Origin of the sequence: Clostridium ganghwense, from assembly GCF_026735165.1 — a bacterium.
Lineage (GTDB): Bacteria > Bacillota > Clostridia > Clostridiales > Clostridiaceae > Clostridium_H > Clostridium_H ganghwense.
In genome coordinates this window covers 752,404-770,192 of the sequence record NZ_JAPQES010000001.1, presented here as the reverse complement: position 1 = coordinate 770,192, position 17,789 = coordinate 752,404, and the positions used below count along the sequence as shown (strand labels likewise).

Sequence of the window (17,789 nt, the reverse complement as noted above, 5' to 3'; positions counted from 1 at the left end):
GATTATAATCTAAAAATAAAGAAATTAAAGGTGGGTGTATTAAAATGATGGGAAAGACAATTGATCAAATTAAAGTAGGAGATAAGGCATCATTTACTAAAACTATGTCAGAAACAGACGTATATTTATATGCAGGAATTTCAGGTGATTTAAATCCTGCACATATAAATCAAGTTGAATCTGAAAAGACAATGTTTAAAGGAAGAATATGCCATGGAATGCTAGTTTCAAGCTTGATTTCTACAGTACTAGGAATGTATCTTCCAGGACCAGGAACTATATACTTAGGTCAACAATTAAGATTTACAGCTCCAGTAAGAATGGGAGATACAGTAACAGCTACAGCAGAAGTTATGGAAAAAAATGAAAAGAGAAATAGAATAGTTCTTAAAACTACAGTAACTAACCAAGAAGGAAAGACTGTTATAGAAGGACAAGCAGAAGTGATGCCTCCTAGAGCATAGAGATGCAATAAAATAAAATTTAATAAATACAAAAAACTCCTGTGGAATAATGTATTCTGCAGGAGTTTTTTTCATAATATGAAATTATTCCTAAAAACAATAGAGTATTTGGTGACTTATATAGTAGTAACTGATAAAATATAAAGTAGAGAATAATATGTTTAAGTAGAAGGGGTAGAAATGAATGGGAATAGATAATTTTACTGATTATACTTCAAAGAAATTAGACACAATTCTTCAAAATATTTATGTTGGTGTAATTGAGACAGATAAAGAAAGTAAGATTATTAACTATAACAAAAAGGCAGAAAGTGTTTTAGGAATAAAATCACAAAAAGTGTTAGGAAAATATGCTTTTGAACTATTTCCTGAGCTGAATATTAGGGAATGTTTAAAAAGGGGAAAAAAGATTGAGAAAGAACAAATTCAAGTTAATGGGAAAATCATAAGTATCACTAAAATTCCCATAAAGCAGTATGAAGAAATAGTAGGATGTATAACTTTAATCAGGGATGATACAAAATATAATACTTTGATTGGAGAACTTAAAAATGAAAAAGATATCTCAGAAGTTTTAGAAACAGTATTAGAAATGACTTATGATGGAATTGTATTTGTTGATAAATATGGACATATAAAAATGATAAGTGAAGTATATGCTGAATTTTTAGGCATTGATAAGGATGAAGCTGTAGGTAAACATGTTAAAGAGGTTATAGAGAATACTAGAATGCATATAGTAGCAAAAACGGGAATAAGAGAAACGGTGGATTTTCAGAAGGTTAAAGGAAGATACATAATAGCTAATAGAATCCCTATAATAAAACATGGAGAAATACAAGGTGCTGTTGGACAACTATTATTTAGGAATTTAAAATCTTTTGATTCATTTTCTAAAAGAGTTACTAGAATCGAAAAAAAGATTAAACGATATGGTGAAAATTTACATGAAAATAATAGTGCTGCATATAGCTTTGGAAATATAATAGGTAATAGTGAAATTATGGATAAGACAAAAGAATTTGCAAAAAAGGCTGCCCGTACAACGTCTAATGTTTTGCTTATAGGTGAAAGTGGAACAGGTAAAGAGCTTTTTGCTCATGCTATACATAAGGATAGTGATAGGGCTTATGGTAATTTTGTAAAGGTTAATTGTGCAGCTATTCCAGCAGAATTATTAGAATCTGAACTTTTTGGATATGAAAAAGGAGCTTTTACAGGGGCTAATAGGGAGGGCAAAATTGGAAAATTTGAATTAGCTGATGGAGGAACTATTTTTTTAGATGAAATTGGGGATATGCCTTTAGCTATGCAAGTTAAGCTTTTAAGAGTTATCCAAGAAAAAGAAGTAGAAAGAATAGGAGCTGATTATACAAAAAATATCGATATAAGAATAATTGCAGCTACAAATAGATGTTTAGAAAAAATGATTAAAGAGGGTAAATTCAGAAAAGATTTATATTATAGATTAAATGTATTAACTATTAAAATCCCATCACTTAGAGAAAGAAAAGATGATATTGAAATTTTAATAGATTTTCTTATAGGTAAAATAGGTGAGAAATTAAACAAATATATTAAAGGGATATCTCCAGAAGCAGTAGAATGTATGAAAAATTATTCTTGGGAGGGGAATATACGACAATTAGAAAATGTTATAGAAAGAGCTATGAATATTGTAAATTATGGAGAAAAAATTCTTATGGAACATTTACCAAGAGAAATTATTGGTACGAACAATGTTATTAAAAAAATTTATAAACTAGATGATGTAATTAATAAAGCAGAAAAAGAGGCTATACTAAATGCTTTAGCAGCTTGCAAAGGGAATAAATCTAAAGTAGCAAAGTTATTACAAATAAGTCGTACTACTCTTTATGAAAAGATGAATAAGCATAATATATTAGGGTAAGAAGAAAAGAAAAAAATGGAAAAGTGTAGCGATATACTTACACACTTTGGGAAAAAGTTCAGAAGTGTAAGTATATCACTACACTTATTTTTTGGAAAAAATAAATGTGTAAGAAAACATTTACAACATTTACAAAATAAATCCAACAATACCTAAAAATAAGATTCTAAAAAGAAAGAAAAAAATATATAGTGGCAATTTATAATAACTTGAACTAAAGTATGGGGGTGTTGGCATATAAATTGCTTATTATATTTGTGTAAATTTTCACAAGAAAAAAAGTAATAAATAAACATTAAATATTTATTTATTAAAAAACTTGTATAACAAGGGAGGCCATTGGTATGAAATCGAAGATAGCAAGTTTCGATGAAGCTATTTCAATGATTAAAGATGGAGATACAATTGCAGTATCAGGCTTTGTTGGAGCTGGTCATCCAGAAGAAATAACTTCAGGTATTGAAAGAAAATTCTTAGAAGAACAAAAACCTAGTAATTTAACTTTGGTTTATGCAGCAGGTCAAGGAGATGGTAAAGAGAGAGGATTAAACCATTTAGGTAATGAAGGACTTGTTAAAAGAGTTATAGGAGGTCACTGGGGACTTGCTCCTAAACTTCAAAAATTAGCACTTGAAAACAAAATAGAAGCTTATAATCTTCCACAAGGAACAATTTCACAATTATTTAGAGATATTGCAGCAGGAAAAATGGGGACAATCACTCATGTTGGTTTAAAAACATTTATAGACCCAAGAGTTGAAGGTGGAAAATTAAATGAGATTACAAAGGAAGATATAGTTAAAGTTGTTAATGTTGATGGAGAAGAAAGATTGTTATATAAAGCACTTCCTATAAATGTTGCATTACTTCGTGGTACTTATGCCGATGAAAAAGGTAATGTAACTATGGAAAAGGAAGTGGCAAGCTTAGAATCACTTTCAATAGCACAAGCTGCTAAAAATTCAGGTGGTATTGTTATCGTTGAAGTAGAAAAAGTAGTTCAAAATGGAGCTTTAGATCCAAAGTTAGTTAAAATTCCAGGAATATATGTAGATGCTGTAGTTGTGGCAACTCCTGAAAAGACTATGCAAACTTTTGGAGAAAAATTTAATCCAGCATATTGTGGAGATATTGTAGTTCCACTAAATGATATGCCTGAGACAAAACTTGATTCAAGAAAAATAATAGCAAGAAGAGCAGCTATGGAACTTCCAAAAAATTCAGTTGTAAATCTAGGTATAGGTGTTCCAGAAGTAGTTGCTATGGTAGCTAATGAAGAAGGAATAGGAGATTCCATGACATTAACAGTAGAGGCTGGCCCAATAGGTGGAGTACCTGCTGGTGGATTAAGTTTTGGAGCAGCTACAAATGCAGAAGCTATAATAGATGAATCATATCAATTTGATTTCTATGATGGCGGCGGAATAGATGTTGCATTCTTAGGATTAGCACAATGTGACACTAAAGGAAACATAAATGTTAGTAAATTCGGTCCTAAAATAGCAGGTTGCGGTGGATTTATAAATATAACTCAAAATGCTAAGAAAACTGTTTACTGCGGAACATTTACTGCAGGTGGATTAAAAGTAGCAGCTGAGGATGGAAAATTAGCTATAAATCAAGAAGGAAAAGTTAAAAAATTTGTTCCAGAAGTTGAACAAATAACATTCAGTGGTGATTATGCTAAAGAAGTTGGACAACCAGTTTTATATATAACTGAAAGAGCAGTATTTGAATTAAGAGAAGAAGGTTTAGTTCTTACTGAAATTGCTCCAGGCGTTAATTTAGAAAAAGATGTATTAGCACAAATGGACTTTAAACCAATTATTGCTGAAGACCTTAAATTAATGGATGAAAGAATTTTCAAAAACGAGCTTATGGGACTTAAATAAAAATTAACTAATAGAAAGCTTATTAAACAAGATAACAAATTTACAAATTTACAAACTTACAAACTTACAAATAAAAACAAATTTATAAAAACAAAAACAACAAACTTACAAAAATAAAAACTAAGAAGCTTTGTAAAACAAAATAACAAATTTACAAAATCAAACTTATAAAATCAAACTTATAAAAACAAAACTTATAGATTTAAACTTACAAATCAAACTATAAATTTCTAGGAAGTATACTGCTTCCTAGAATTTTAATAATACTAAAGAATAGAAAGGAGAAAATTTATGTTAGGAGTTATTGGAGTTATTATATCACTTGCATTATTAATGTACCTTGCATATAGAGGTATAAGTGTACTTATTCTTGCACCTATTTTAGCATTATTCGCAGCACTTATGAGTGGAGGAGCAGATGCTCATTTAATGGCAACATATACAGAAGTATTTATGAAAGCTTTTGCGGGATATGCAAAATCATATTTCCCAATATTCTTATTAGGAGCTGTTTTTGGTAAACTTATGGATGATTCAGGAGCAGCAAAAGCTATAGCTCATACAATTGCAAAAAAATTAGGAAAAGACAAAGCAATTGCAGCAGTTGTGTTATCATGTGCAGTATTAACTTACGGTGGAGTATCATTATTCGTTGTTGCATTTGCAGTATTCCCAATAGCAACTTCACTATATAGAGAAGCAGATATACCAAAGAGATTAATTCCAGGTTCAATAGGATTAGGAGCATTTAGTTTTACAATGACAGCACTTCCAGGAACACCTCAAATCCAAAATGCTATTCCAATGCCATACTTTGGAACAGATGCATATGCAGCACCAACTTTAGGTGTTATTGCGGCAATATTAATGTGTGGTGGAGGTTTATTCTGGCTATCTCACAGAGCTAAAAAAGCTAAAGCAGCTGGAGAAGGATATGGAGATCACCCTGATGAAGTAACAAATACAATAGATACTAGCAAGTTACCATCTTTTATTCTTGCATTAACACCTATAATTATAGTTTTAGTTCTTAACTATATTTTAGGAAGAGTATACTTCCCAGGAACAGATGGAGCATATTTAGAACAATACGCAACTAAATTATCAAAAGTTACAGGTATCTGGAGCTTGATTATTTCATTAGTTATTGCAATTATATTTACTATACTTACAAATCTAAAGAGATTAAAGGATGCTAAAAAGTCAGTTAACCAAGGTGCAATAGGTTCACTACTTGCAATTACAAATACATGTTCAGAGGTTGGATACGGAAACGTTATCAAATCACTTGCAGCTTTTGCTATAATTAAAGGAGCAATTCTTGGAATTTCAAGCAACCCATTAATATCAGAAGCAATATCAGTAAATGTACTTGCAGGTGTAACAGGTTCAGCATCAGGTGGTATGAGTATAGCACTTGAAGCATTAGGAAAAACATATATGGACATGGCTCAAGCTAATGGTATTGATCCACAAGTACTTCATAGAATAGCAACTTTATCTTGTGGTGGATTTGATACATTACCACATAATGGAGCAGTTATAACATTACTTGGAATATGTGGATTAACACATAAAGAATCATATGCTGATATAGGTATGTGTTCACTTATAATTCCAATATGTACACTTGTAATTATATTAATTCTTGCAAACTTTGGAATAGTCTAAATACTATTTAAATTAGTATATTATAACTTAATAGAGAATATAATGTAAATAAAAAAGACGTTCATGTATAGAGCGTCTTTTTTATTTATATTTACAAATTGAAAAGATTTTATATTTATTTTAGAATTTATTCTCATATTTATGAATATATATTAATACAATGTGAAAAAACACACAAAATTATATCTTTGGATTTTCAAGCAAATTTTATAGAGGAGGTGTTGTTAAAAAATTTACGAAGTATATAAAAATAGAAATATGTTGGAGGTGTGACCCATGGGGATTCAATGGAGAGTATGCTGAAAAAAAATGGACAACCAGTTTTGTATAACAGAAAGAGGAGTATTTAAATTGATCCAGGTATTGAATTGGAAAAAGATATATTAGGCCAAATGAATTTTAAACCAATTATTGCTGAAGACCTTACATTAATGGATGAAAGAATTTTTAAAGAGAAGATTATGGGCCTTAAACAATAATTGTATTTATACGCAATTATTAAATTCTATAATAAAAAAAATAATGAAATAAATAATGAAATAAATAAATAACAAAAAAAGGAGGAATATTTAGTGGGCGTTATAGGTGTTATTGTTTCATTGGCATTATTAATGTATCTTGCGTATAGAGGTATAAGTGTACTTGTTCTTGCACCAGCTTTAGCACTATTTGCAGCACTTATGAGTGGAGGAGCTGATGCTCATTTAATGGCCACATATACAGAAATATTTATGAAATCTTTTGCAGGATATGCAAAATCATATTTCCCAATATTCTTATTAGGAGCTGTTTTTGGTAAAATAATGGATGACTCAGGAGCAGCAAAAGCTATAGCTCATACAATTGCAAAAAAATTGGGAAAAGATAAAGCTATTGCAGCAGTTGTGTTATCATGCGCAATATTAACTTATGGTGGAGTATCATTATTTGTTGTTGCTTTTGCAGTATATCCAATAGCAACTTCTTTATATAAAGAAGCAGATATACCAAAGAGATTGATTCCAGGTTCAATTGCTTTAGGTTCTTTCAGTTTTACAATGACAGCACTTCCAGGAACACCTCAAATCCAAAATGCTATCCCAATGCCATACTTTGGAACAGACGCATATGCAGCACCAGTTTTAGGTATTATTGCAGCTGTACTAATGTGTGGAGGCGGTTTATTCTGGCTATCTTATAGAACTAAAAAAGCTAAAGGAGCTGGAGAAGGATATGGAGATCATCCAGATGAAGTTATAAATAAAATAGATATTAGTGAACTACCGAGTTTTTGGCTTTCTTTAGCACCTATTATTATAGTTTTAGTGCTTAATTTTATTTTAGGAAAAATGTACTTTCCAGGAATAGATGGATCATATTTAAAAGACTATGGAACTGAATTGGCAAAAGTTAAAGGTATTTGGAGTTTAATTATTGCATTAGTTATTTCAATTATATTTACTATACTTACAAACTTAAAGAGATTAAAAAATACTAAAAAGTCAGTTAACCAAGGTGCAATAGGTTCTCTTCTTGCAATTACAAATACATGTTCAGAGGTTGGATATGGAAACGTCATTAAATCACTTGCAGCTTTTGCTATAATCAAAGGAGCAATTCTTGGAATTTCAAGCAACCCATTAATATCAGAAGCAATATCTGTAAATGTACTTGCAGGTGTAACAGGTTCAGCATCAGGTGGTATGAGTATAGCACTTGCAGCATTAGGAGATCAATACTTACAAATGGCTAAGGCAGCAGGAATAAGTCCAGAAGTACTTCATAGAATAGCAACTTTAGCTTGTGGTGGATTTGATACATTACCACATAATGGAGCAGTTATAACATTACTTGGAATATGTGGATTAACACATAAAGAATCATATGCTGATATTGGTATGTGTTCACTTATAATTCCAGTATGTACTCTTGTAATTATATTAATTCTTGCAAGTTTCGGAATAGCATAAATTAAGGAGAATCTAAATACGTATAAATATGTATTTAGGTTCTCTTTTTATAGATTAGAAATTAAATCATCAATATAAGTTAGTTGAAATTATAAAAAAATTATTGCTTTTTATATGTATATATGATAAAATTGTTTAAAAGTTAATAAGGATGCCTTTAATTCTGTACGAGATATGGAGAAGGAAGAGCGCTAGAAATTAATTTTATATTTGTATGTAAAATAATTTTAGTATAAATTAATCATAGGATAACTATGCCTTCTCTGTTAAGAGAAGGCATTTTTTAATAACCTTTAAGTTTAGTCCAGTGAGACTGAGAAGGAGGAAATAATATGTTAAAAGGAAGAAATTTAATTGATCCAATGGATTTTTCAACAGAGGAATTAGAAGAAGTTTTTAATTTAGCAGAAAAAATTATTGAGAATCCAGATAAATATTCTAAGATAGGTGAAGGGAAACTTCTTGCCACTCTTTTCTTTGAACCTAGCACAAGAACAAGATTTAGCTTTGAAGCAGCTATGTTAAGACTTGGTGGAAAGGTATTAGGTTTCTCGGATGCTAATTCTAGCTCGGCTTCAAAGGGAGAAAGTGTAGCTGATACTATAAGAGTAGTTGGAGGCTATGCAGATGTTGTAGCTATGAGACATCCTAAAGAAGGAGCAGCTAAAGTTGCTTCAATGTACTCAGAAGTTCCGGTTATAAATGCAGGAGATGGTGGACACCAACATCCAACTCAAACATTAACAGATTTACTTACTATAAGAAGGAAAAAAGGAGAGTTTTCAAATCATACAATTGGTCTTTGCGGAGATTTAAAATTCGGAAGAACAGTTCATTCGTTAGTTAAAGCCTTATCTAGATATAAAAATAATAAATTTGTATTAATCTCACCAGAAGAATTAAAAATTCCAGATTATATAAAGAAAGAAGTTCTTATAAAAAATAATATTGAATTTGTAGAAGTAGATAGATTAGAAGACGTAGTTGATAAATTAGATATTCTTTACATGACTAGAGTACAAAAAGAAAGATTCTTTAATGAAGAAGATTATTTAAGACTTAAAGATAGTTATGTATTAAATGAAGAAAAAATGAAATTAGCAAAGAAAGATATGATTATTTTACATCCTCTACCAAGAGTTAATGAAATTGCGGCTGAAGTAGATAATGATCCAAGAGCATGTTATTTTCAGCAAACAAAATACGGTATGTACGCAAGAATGGCGTTAATTGCAAAACTTTTGGGGGTGTGTGAATAATGTTGAATATAGATAGCATAAAAAACGGAATAGTAATAGATCATATTAAAGCAGGAAAAGGAATAAGTATTTTCAATTATTTAGGATTAGATAAAGCAGAATTTCCTGTAGCACTTATTATGAATGCTAACAGTAAAAAACATGGTAAAAAAGACATAATAAAAATTGAAAATGATATAGATATAGATTTTACTATACTAGGTTTAATTGATCCAAATATAACAATCACTATTATAGAAAATGAAGTATCAAAAGAAAAGGTTAGCTTAAACTTACCAAAAGAAGTAGAAAATGTTTTAGAATGTAAAAACCCAAGATGCATAACCTCTATAGAGAAAGATATTCCACAGCAGTTTTATCTTGTAGATGAAGATAACAGAGAGTATAGATGTAAGTATTGTGATGAAGCATACACAAAAGAGCTTCTATAAAATAACCACAATACATTTAGAGTATAGAGGAAAGAAGGGTGAGATATGGAAGTTTTAATTAAGAATGTTAGAGTTGTAGATTTTGCTCAAAGTTTTTATGGAGATGTATATATATATGCTGGAAAGATTTTTGAAATAGGTAAATCTATATGCAAAGATTGTGAAGTTATAGATGGAAAAGGCAAAGTGCTTCTTCCTTCCTTCATAGATATGCATGCACATTTTAGAGAACCAGGCTTTACTCATAAAGAGGATATTTTAAGTGGAAGCAAGGCATCGGTAAGAGGCGGATATACTGGTGTGAATCTTATGGCAAATACAAATCCTGTTTGCTCAAGTATGGATACATTTAATTATGTAACGGAAAGAGCTCAGCAAGTTGGACTTGTAGATGCTCATCAGGTTGTGTCTATAACTAGAAATTTAGAAGGAAGTGACATAAGTCATTTAGATAGCTTAACTTCTGCTGTTAAATTTATTTCGGATGATGGTAAAGGGGTAGCAGATAATAAAGTTATGCTAGATGCTATGATAAAGGCAAGAGAAAAAAATATAACAGTTATATCTCATGCAGAAAACCCTGAAATGAGTAATATAGACATGAGAATGGCAGAGAATATGATGACTTGGAGAGATATATCTCTTGCAAAATTTACAAATTGTAAGCTTCATATGGCACATGTAAGCACAAAAGAAGCCATGATGGATGTAATACAAGCTAAAAAAGAAGGCTATGATATAACTTGTGAAGTGACACCACATCATTTAGCTTTAACGGACGAAACAGAATATAGAGTTAATCCTCCAATGAGAGGTAAAGAAGATGTAAACTTCTTAATTAAAGCGATTAAAGATGGTTTTGTAGATGCAATTGCAACTGACCATGCTCCTCATACTGAAGAAGATAAGAAAAATGGATCACCAGGAATTTCTGGAATAGAAACATCTTTTTCAGTATGTTATACAAAACTTGTTAAAGAGGAAGGAATAACTTTAAATAAATTATCAGAAATAATGTCTAAAAGACCGGCAGAAATTATGGGACTTAATAAAGGGCAAATAACTGTAGGATATGATGCGGATTTTGCATTAGTAGACTTAGATAAAGAATATACTATAAACTCAGAAGAATTTGAATCAAAGGGAAAAAACACTCCTTTCAATGAGAAAAAGGTTTCAGGAGAAATTCTTATGACCATAAAAGGTGGAAAAATAGTGTATACAAATGATAAGGAGAGTAGATAAAAGTGATAATAGACAAGTTATATGAGGTAGTAAATAAAAAAGGAAATGTGTGTGTAGGGCTAGATACTTCTTACGACTATATTCCTAAGTGGTTCGCAGAAAAGTTTACAAATATAGAGGATGCTATATTTGAATTTAATAAAAAGATAATTGATGCTACAGCAGAGCATACAGCTTGTTATAAAGTTCAAATAGCATATTACGAAGCCTATGGAATAAAAGGGCTTATGGCATATAAAAGAACTTTAGAATATATAAGAAGCTTAGGATGTATAGCTATTTCTGATGTTAAAAGAGGAGACATTTCAAAAACAGCAGAAATGTATGCGAAAGCTCACTTTGAAGGAGATTTTGAAACGGACTTTATAACATTGAACCCATATATGGGAATGGATAGTATAGAGCCATATTTGGACTATGTTAAAAATAAGGAAAAAGGACTTTTCGTACTGCTTAGAACATCTAATAAAGGATCAAAAGATTTTGAGTATGTAAATAGTAGTGAAGGTAAAAAAGTTTATGATATTGTAGGAGAAAAACTTCAAAAATTAGGAGAAGAAGCTTTAGGGAAATGCGGATATAGTTCTATAGGAGCAGTAGTAGGATGCACAACTGCTGAAGATGGAATGAAAATAAGAGAGAAATATAATAACTCATTCTTCCTAATACCTGGTTTTGGGGCACAAGGTGGAGGTGCAGAAGAAGCAGGAGTTTATTTAAAAAATGGTAATGGAGGAGTTGTTAATTCTTCAAGAGGTATTCTCTTAGGTTATAAAAAATATGAGAATGGAGAAAAAGAATTTGCAGAATGTGCAAGAAAAGAAGTGCTAAAAATGAAACAAGCATTGGAAATGAGGAGATAACAATATGATATGTACACAAGAGTTAGTTATTGAAAATAAAGAGATTTCTTCAGAAATATTTAAGCTTAAGGTTAAAGGGAATTTTGAAGCAAAGCCAGGACAATTTTATATGGTGAAGTGTTGGGAAGATGGACCTTTTTTACCAAGACCTATTAGTGTACATGATGTAGAGGAAGACGGAATAACTTTTCTTTATGCTGTCGTTGGTAAAGGAACTAAACTTTTTAGCAAGTTAAAAGTTAACGATAAGATTCAAATAATAGGACCACTAGGTAACGGGTTTGATAAAGAGAAAATAAAAGGTAAGGTTGCTGTAGTATCAGGTGGAATTGGTATTGCTCCACTTAACTACTTAATAAAAGAGCTTAAAGAATGTGAAATAGATTTATACTGTGGTTTTAGAGATGAAGTTTATGGTGTAGGAAGTCTTAATAAGTATACTAATAATGTTAAAATATCCACAGAAAATGGAAGTGTTGGGCATAAAGGATATGTAACAGAGTTATTGAAGCCAGAAGAGTATGATATGGTAATATGCTGTGGACCAGAAGTTATGATGCAAAAAGTTGCAAAGATGTGTTTAGATAAAGATGTAGAAGTTTATGTTTCAATGGAAAATAGAATGGCTTGTGGTATAGGAGCTTGTTTAGTATGTACTTGTAAAACTAAGGATGGAAACAAGAGAACGTGTAAAGATGGTCCAGTTTTCAACGGAAGGGATTTGGTTTTAGATGCTTAATGTAAATATATGTGGAATTGATTTAAAAAACCCAGTAATTGCTGCTTCTGGTACCTTTGGATTTGGTGATGAATATTCACAAATATATGATGTATCAAAGCTTGGAGGAATTTCTACAAAAGGACTTACTATAAATAAAAAAGAAGGAAATGACGGAATAAGGATACACGAAACTAGCAGTGGTATGATGAATAGTGTTGGACTTCAAAATCCTGGAGTAAATAATTTTATAGAACGTGAACTTCCTAAGATGAGAAAATTAGATACAGTTATACTTGCTAATTTAGGGGGAGGCTCTATAGAAGATTATTTAAAGGGCGTAGAGAAACTAAATAATACAGATGTAGATATAATAGAGCTTAATATTTCTTGTCCAAATGTAAAACATGGAGGCATGGCTTTTGGAATAAAGTCAGATGTAGCGTATAAAGTAGTTTCAGAAGTAAAAAACATATGTAAAAAACCTTTAATGGTTAAATTATCACCTAATGCAGAAGATATAGTAGATATGGCATATAAATGTTGTGAAGCAGGAGCAGATTCTATATCTATGGTAAATACTTTTAAAGCTATGGCCATAGATATAAAAAAGAGAAAGCCAATTTTCAATAATGTAACTGCGGGATTATCAGGTCCAGCCATTAAACCTATAGCTTTAAGAATGGTGTATGAGGTATGTAAGAATATAGATGTTCCTGTAGTAGGAATGGGTGGAATAAGCAATGCGGAAGATGCTATAGAGTTCATAATGGCAGGAGCTCATGCAGTTCAAGTAGGAAGTGCCAATTTTATAAAACCAGATATTTGTTTAGATATAATAAATGGAATTGAGAAATTCATGACTGATGAAGGAATTAAAGATTTAAGTGAGATAAGAGGAATAATAAAATAAAAGTATAGATTACTTTTGCTTTAAGGTATTTGAAAACTAAAAAAATTGGAGGAATAAAAATGAATAATAATATAAATGTAATTGAAATATTAAAGGAAGTTGAAGCACTATTAGAAGGTCACTTTTTATTATCATCAGGAAGACACAGTAATAGATATGTTCAATGTGCTAAACTTTTACAATATCCAAATAAAGCTGAAAAAGTTTTAAGTGTTGTTTATAATAAGGTGAAGGATTTAGAGTTTGATATAGTATTAGGACCTGCAATGGGCGGTGTAGTTGTGGCATATGAGCTTGGACGTCAATTAGGAAAGCCAGCTATATTTACTGAAAGAGTAGATGGAAAAATGACTCTAAGAAGAGGATTTGAAATAAAACCAGGTCAAAAGGTATTGATAACAGAGGATGTAGTAACTACAGGAAAGTCTTCTTTAGAAACAGCAGAAGTTATAAAAGCTCTTGGAGGAGAAGTAGTGGGAATTGCAAGCATAGTTGATAGAAAAAGCAGCAATATTGAATACCCTATATACAGCGCTATCGAATTAGAAATTGAAAGTTTTGCTGTTGATGAGTGTCCACTTTGCAAACAAGGAATAGAATATGTTAAGCCAGGAAGTAGAAAGATAGTATAATAATATTTCGTAACATCTTTTTAAAAGTTTTGTGGATGGATTCTCCAATATATATCTATTGAAAATAAAAAGTATATATGCTAAAATGTAATAAAAATAAGCTATTAATAGATAGGTTCATTGAGAATTTAACTAATTATAATACAGTAATGTTATGTTAAATGTAAAAGTTAATATTTTACTTGACAGTCTTTAAAGATAGTATGAGATGCTAAGCTTTGAAAAAGTCAGTGTTAAAAAAACTATTAAGTTTTTTACACTGGCTTTTTTTGTTTATATTACTACGAATAAAAATATAATAAGATTAAAAAGTATTAAACATAAATAAAAGTATATAATTAATGGAGGGGAATTCATGAATAATACAGGTATTTTATTAGAAAGTGGAACTGGAGAAGTAGAGGTATTGGAATTTACAGTAGGTTCAAAGCATTATGCTATTAATGTGTTAAAAACAAAGGAAATACTAATGTTAGATAATATCACTAAAATTCCTAATGTAGATCCATCTGTAGCGGGTGCTACACTGGTTCGAGATGATATTATAACTGTAATAGATTTAAAATATACTTTGGAAAAACAATATAATGATACTGAAAAAAGAATGATAATACTGTGTGAATTTAATAGAACGAAGGTAGCATTTTTAGTAGATAAGGTTTTAGGAATACATCGTATAGGGTGGGATAATATTAGAAAACCAGATTCAATTGCTGAAAATTCTTTAGTTATAGGTAATATATTGATGGGGAATAATAAAATATTAATGTTACTAGATTTTGAAAAAATAGTTATGGATATAATGGAATCTTATGGTGGTTATGATAAAAGAATTGAAAAAATACAATATAGTAAAGACAGATCTGATAGTAAGGTGATTATAGCAGAGGATTCTAGAATTATAAGAAAAATGTTAAGTGATGTATTAATGGAAGCAGGCTATAGTAACCTAACATTTTTTGATGATGGAGAGCAGACATTGGATTATTTAAGAGAACTTTTAAAAGAAAAGGGAGAAAGATTTTTAGAAAATGTTGATGCATTAATAACAGATATTGAAATGCCTCAAATGGATGGTCATACTCTAACTAGAAGAATAAAGGAAGATAATATACTAAGAAAACTACCAGTTATAATATTCTCTTCATTAATAACTGATGATTTATATCATAAAGGTCAGGCAGTAGGAGCAGATGCTCAAATAAATAAGCCTGATATAGATAAGTTAGTTAAACTTGTAGATGATTATACATTAAATCACAATTAAAAGTTTTACACCAATTAGAAATTTTGCTAAGGCAAAACTATAAACTAAAATAAGCTTAAAGGTAGAAAAATCTATCTTTAAGCTTATTTTTTACTCGTTTTATTAGTATATACCACATGGTTTCTAGTGCTATATAAAAGTACTATATAATTTTATGCTATGATGGGAGAATTAAATTTTTGCGAAGTAACCATTTTCATCATTTGTTAATACTATATATAAGGGGGAAGTGGACATCCCTTGTTGCCTACTAACTAATGTTAATAAATTGGAAAACTAAAGTTTAAAAATAATTCAAGGGGGGAGGAAATTAAATGCCATTAGCACAATTTATAAGAAGAAATTATGCGGGTTCAAGAATAGTTATTGGTCTTAGAAGCAGAAAATGTGTTGCTGGTGAGGTTGTGGATGGTTTTGATAATGTAATAGGTCTTAGAACTCGTCAAGGAAGAATTATTTATGTTAATGCTGCTGCGATAGATTTCTTTTTCTAATGAAATAGAATTTCAAGTTTGATATGGAATCATTTCATATCAAGCCTTTCAAAATAAAAATACGTAAAAATATAAGATATACAAAACAATTACAATAAGAAAAAGGAAGTGAATTTATGAGAGGGATGAATAGCTCAACTAATATTAATCCAAATGATTCGGGTATATTAGGAGAAGATACAACTAATATATCGGAAATGCAGAATAATATTGCTCAAGGTAATGGATCTGAATTAGATAATATTTCGCTGTTGGATAATGATTTGGAGTTAAGAGATATGGTGATATCAGAAAATGATCCAGAACTAAAAGATATGGTGTTATCAGAGAACGATCCAGAATTAAGAGATATAATACAATCTATGGGTAATTTGGATGATTTTGAAGATATGATTGATGTGGTAGATTTATAAATTTTCAATAAAAAACACAGAAACTTATTTAATAGGTGGGAGGTGAAATTATGTGTGAAATGAATAATAATTTTGAAAATTTATGTAATCCATGTGGGAATTCTCCTATGACTTTAACAGAGTTTATAAGAAAAAATTATAGAGGATCAAGAATAGTTGTTAGACTTAGAAGTGGTATTTTTATTGCTGGTGAGGTCGTAGATGGTTTTGATAATGTAATAAGCCTTAGAGCAACTGGAGGAAGAATTTTCTATGTTAGTGGTATAGCAATAGATTTCTTCTTCTAAAATATAATTAAAATTTGATATGAAATAAGACAATAAGTTTGATATAAATATATATTTATATCAAACTTATTCTTATAAAATTATATAACAAAGGAACGTTTAAAATGTTAGATTTAATTTTAGTCTTACTCTTAATTTATAATTTAACAAAAGGTAATAATTATACGAATTTATGTAGTAATTTACTTGTTTTTATTATTCTTTTTGAATTACTTAAAAAAATACTTTCTATTATTATAGATAATTATGCTAAGAATGAGAAAATAGATCAACAAGGAATTTGCGATGTGCAACCTGTTATACAGAGTTCTGAAAAGTGTTTGCCAGAAATTATAGAGGATGATATAAATAACAAAGAACTTCAAGTAGTAGAAAATGTCTTAGAGGATGATTTAACATATTCTTGTGATGAATTATTAGAAGATTTTACATTAAAAGATATTATTCAATGTAAATTCAAAGGGGTAGGTGTTAATGTATTTTTAAGAAATCAAGGTTGCTTTTGTGGGGAAGTAATATTTGATTTTGATGAAGTTAGTGTACTTAAATTTGAAGGCTCTACTATTTTTGTAAATCCAGATGGTTTAGATTGTATAGAATAAATAAGAGGATCATTGACAGATAGTGTTTACTGTCAATGGTCCTCTGTGATTTTTTGATTTTCAACTTAATAATGTTGTAATAAAGGTTTGTTCTAGAGCTTTACATTTATTTTTATCCATAGGTTCTAAATTTTTTAGTTTAAAATCATAATTTAAAGTTTTATATTTATCAATACCTAGTGTATGATAAGGCAAAAATTCAATTTTTTCTACATTTTTAATTTTTTTAATTATTTCTTTTAGTTTTTCTAGATGTTTATTAGAATCTGTAATACCAGGAATTATAACATGTCTTATCCATACCTTAGTATGAGAAGAGTTAATAACTTCTATAAACTTTATAAGATTTTTCATTGAAACACCTGTTAGAGTTTTAAATTCATCATTAGTTGAATGTTTTATGTCTAGTAATATTAAGTTTGTATATTTTAAGATTTCTTCATAATTTCCACTTCCACAGCCAGAAGTATCTATAGTAGTATGGATGTTGTGTTTTTTACACAACTTTAGCATTTCTAATAAAAATTTAGGTTGCATTAAAGGTTCTCCACCAGAGAAGGTCACTCCACCGTTATTTTTAAAGTAAGGTTTGAATTTTATAATTTTATTTATTAATTCTTCACTGGATATTTCTATACCTTCGTCAAAATTCCAGGTATCTGGATTATGACAGAAAAGGCATCTAAGAGGGCAACCTTGAAAAAAAACTACATTTCTAATTCCAGGTCCATCAACTAAGCCCATGCTTTCAAAAGAATGAATTCTACCTTTTATCAT

At 29.9% G+C, this 17,789-nt stretch carries 18 protein-coding genes; 17 read left to right on the top strand and 1 reads right to left on the bottom strand.

Going from position 1 to position 17,789, the window contains the following annotated elements; genetic code table 11:
• Window positions 1–44 precede the first annotated feature (44 nt).
• The 17 genes from OXH55_RS03395 to OXH55_RS03315 all read left to right on the top strand — a co-directional run bounded on the left by OXH55_RS03395 (window position 45) and on the right by OXH55_RS03315 (window position 17,012).
• The gene (locus OXH55_RS03395; RefSeq protein WP_268048064.1) at window positions 45–464 is read left to right on the top strand and encodes a MaoC family dehydratase; all 420 of its coding nucleotides are present in this window, start codon (window positions 45–47) and stop codon (window positions 462–464) included.
• Between the two features lie 184 nt (window positions 465–648).
• Window positions 649–2,376: a sigma 54-interacting transcriptional regulator gene (locus OXH55_RS03390; protein WP_268048063.1), complete on the top strand. Its 1,728-nt coding sequence runs from the start codon at window positions 649–651 to the stop codon at window positions 2,374–2,376.
• 344 nt (window positions 2,377–2,720) lie between these two features.
• On the top strand, window positions 2,721–4,268 hold the full coding sequence (locus tag OXH55_RS03385) for an acyl CoA:acetate/3-ketoacid CoA transferase (RefSeq protein WP_268048062.1): 1,548 nt from the start codon (window positions 2,721–2,723) through the stop codon (window positions 4,266–4,268).
• A 291-nt stretch (window positions 4,269–4,559) separates the two neighbouring features.
• Window positions 4,560–5,939 (top strand): GntP family permease, encoded by a 1,380-nt coding sequence (locus OXH55_RS03380; protein ID WP_268048061.1) that lies wholly within the window; start codon window positions 4,560–4,562, stop codon window positions 5,937–5,939.
• A gap of 611 nt (window positions 5,940–6,550) precedes the next feature.
• Window positions 6,551–7,888 carry a GntP family permease gene (locus OXH55_RS03375; RefSeq protein WP_418921826.1) on the top strand — a complete coding sequence of 446 codons (1,338 nt, stop codon included), beginning with the start codon at window positions 6,551–6,553 and terminating at the stop codon, window positions 7,886–7,888.
• Between the two features lie 332 nt (window positions 7,889–8,220).
• A complete protein-coding gene (pyrB, locus tag OXH55_RS03370; protein ID WP_268048059.1) occupies window positions 8,221–9,147 on the top strand; it encodes an aspartate carbamoyltransferase in 927 nt (308 codons plus the stop codon).
• On the top strand, window positions 9,147–9,578 hold the full coding sequence (locus OXH55_RS03365) for an aspartate carbamoyltransferase regulatory subunit (RefSeq protein WP_268048058.1): 432 nt from the start codon (window positions 9,147–9,149) through the stop codon (window positions 9,576–9,578). The genes pyrB and OXH55_RS03365 overlap by 1 nt, the downstream gene beginning before the upstream one ends.
• A gap of 45 nt (window positions 9,579–9,623) precedes the next feature.
• A complete protein-coding gene (locus OXH55_RS03360) occupies window positions 9,624–10,823 on the top strand; it encodes a dihydroorotase (RefSeq protein WP_268048057.1) in 1,200 nt (399 codons plus the stop codon).
• Window positions 10,824–10,825: 2 nt separating this feature from the next.
• Window positions 10,826–11,686, top strand: coding sequence for an orotidine-5'-phosphate decarboxylase (pyrF, locus tag OXH55_RS03355; protein WP_268048056.1), 861 nt, complete (start codon window positions 10,826–10,828; stop codon window positions 11,684–11,686).
• Window positions 11,687–11,690: 4 nt separating this feature from the next.
• Entirely contained in the window at window positions 11,691–12,425 is a 735-nt protein-coding gene (locus OXH55_RS03350; RefSeq protein ID WP_268048055.1) for a dihydroorotate dehydrogenase electron transfer subunit, read from the top strand.
• Entirely contained in the window at window positions 12,418–13,317 is a 900-nt protein-coding gene (locus tag OXH55_RS03345; RefSeq protein WP_268048054.1) for a dihydroorotate dehydrogenase, read from the top strand. Before OXH55_RS03350 ends, OXH55_RS03345 begins: the two co-directional genes overlap by 8 nt.
• Before the next feature lie 59 nt (window positions 13,318–13,376).
• A complete protein-coding gene (gene pyrE, locus OXH55_RS03340; RefSeq protein WP_268048053.1) occupies window positions 13,377–13,949 on the top strand; it encodes an orotate phosphoribosyltransferase in 573 nt (190 codons plus the stop codon).
• 355 nt (window positions 13,950–14,304) lie between these two features.
• Window positions 14,305–15,216 carry a chemotaxis protein gene (locus OXH55_RS03335; RefSeq protein ID WP_268048052.1) on the top strand — a complete coding sequence of 304 codons (912 nt, stop codon included), beginning with the start codon at window positions 14,305–14,307 and terminating at the stop codon, window positions 15,214–15,216.
• Between the two features lie 314 nt (window positions 15,217–15,530).
• Window positions 15,531–15,710 (top strand): DUF6897 domain-containing protein, encoded by a 180-nt coding sequence (locus OXH55_RS03330; RefSeq protein WP_268048051.1) that lies wholly within the window; start codon window positions 15,531–15,533, stop codon window positions 15,708–15,710.
• Between the two features lie 116 nt (window positions 15,711–15,826).
• Window positions 15,827–16,123: a hypothetical protein gene (locus tag OXH55_RS03325; protein WP_268048050.1), complete on the top strand. Its 297-nt coding sequence runs from the start codon at window positions 15,827–15,829 to the stop codon at window positions 16,121–16,123.
• 50 nt (window positions 16,124–16,173) lie between these two features.
• Window positions 16,174–16,410, top strand: a complete 237-nt coding sequence (locus OXH55_RS03320; protein ID WP_268048049.1) for a hypothetical protein — start codon at window positions 16,174–16,176, stop codon at window positions 16,408–16,410.
• 104 nt (window positions 16,411–16,514) lie between these two features.
• Window positions 16,515–17,012 carry a hypothetical protein gene (locus OXH55_RS03315; RefSeq protein ID WP_268048048.1) on the top strand — a complete coding sequence of 166 codons (498 nt, stop codon included), beginning with the start codon at window positions 16,515–16,517 and terminating at the stop codon, window positions 17,010–17,012.
• 60 nt (window positions 17,013–17,072) lie between these two features.
• Here the strand turns inward: OXH55_RS03315 and pflA are convergent, their stop codons facing one another.
• Window positions 17,073–17,789 carry a pyruvate formate-lyase-activating protein gene (gene pflA / locus OXH55_RS03310; protein WP_268048047.1) on the bottom strand — a complete coding sequence of 239 codons (717 nt, stop codon included), beginning with the start codon at window positions 17,787–17,789 and terminating at the stop codon, window positions 17,073–17,075.

Bases quoted from the DNA above. Each gene is read 5' to 3' on its own strand.
- OXH55_RS03395 (WP_268048064.1), top strand. From the start codon at position 45: ATGATGGGAAAGACAATTGATCAAATTAAAGTAGGAGATAAGGCATCA.
- OXH55_RS03390 (WP_268048063.1), top strand. From the start codon at position 649: ATGGGAATAGATAATTTTACTGATTATACTTCAAAGAAATTAGACACA.
- OXH55_RS03385 (WP_268048062.1), top strand. From the start codon at position 2,721: ATGAAATCGAAGATAGCAAGTTTCGATGAAGCTATTTCAATGATTAAA.
- OXH55_RS03380 (WP_268048061.1), top strand. From the start codon at position 4,560: ATGTTAGGAGTTATTGGAGTTATTATATCACTTGCATTATTAATGTAC.
- OXH55_RS03375 (WP_418921826.1), top strand. From the start codon at position 6,551: ATGTATCTTGCGTATAGAGGTATAAGTGTACTTGTTCTTGCACCAGCT.
- pyrB (WP_268048059.1), top strand. From the start codon at position 8,221: ATGTTAAAAGGAAGAAATTTAATTGATCCAATGGATTTTTCAACAGAG.
- OXH55_RS03365 (WP_268048058.1), top strand. From the start codon at position 9,147: ATGTTGAATATAGATAGCATAAAAAACGGAATAGTAATAGATCATATT.
- OXH55_RS03360 (WP_268048057.1), top strand. From the start codon at position 9,624: ATGGAAGTTTTAATTAAGAATGTTAGAGTTGTAGATTTTGCTCAAAGT.
- OXH55_RS03350 (WP_268048055.1), top strand. From the start codon at position 11,691: ATGATATGTACACAAGAGTTAGTTATTGAAAATAAAGAGATTTCTTCA.
- OXH55_RS03345 (WP_268048054.1), top strand. From the start codon at position 12,418: ATGCTTAATGTAAATATATGTGGAATTGATTTAAAAAACCCAGTAATT.
- pyrE (WP_268048053.1), top strand. From the start codon at position 13,377: ATGAATAATAATATAAATGTAATTGAAATATTAAAGGAAGTTGAAGCA.
- OXH55_RS03335 (WP_268048052.1), top strand. From the start codon at position 14,305: ATGAATAATACAGGTATTTTATTAGAAAGTGGAACTGGAGAAGTAGAG.
- OXH55_RS03330 (WP_268048051.1), top strand. From the start codon at position 15,531: ATGCCATTAGCACAATTTATAAGAAGAAATTATGCGGGTTCAAGAATA.
- OXH55_RS03325 (WP_268048050.1), top strand. From the start codon at position 15,827: ATGAGAGGGATGAATAGCTCAACTAATATTAATCCAAATGATTCGGGT.
- OXH55_RS03320 (WP_268048049.1), top strand. From the start codon at position 16,174: ATGTGTGAAATGAATAATAATTTTGAAAATTTATGTAATCCATGTGGG.
- OXH55_RS03315 (WP_268048048.1), top strand. From the start codon at position 16,515: ATGTTAGATTTAATTTTAGTCTTACTCTTAATTTATAATTTAACAAAA.
- pflA (WP_268048047.1), bottom strand. From the start codon at position 17,789: ATGATAAAAGGTAGAATTCATTCTTTTGAAAGCATGGGCTTAGTTGAT.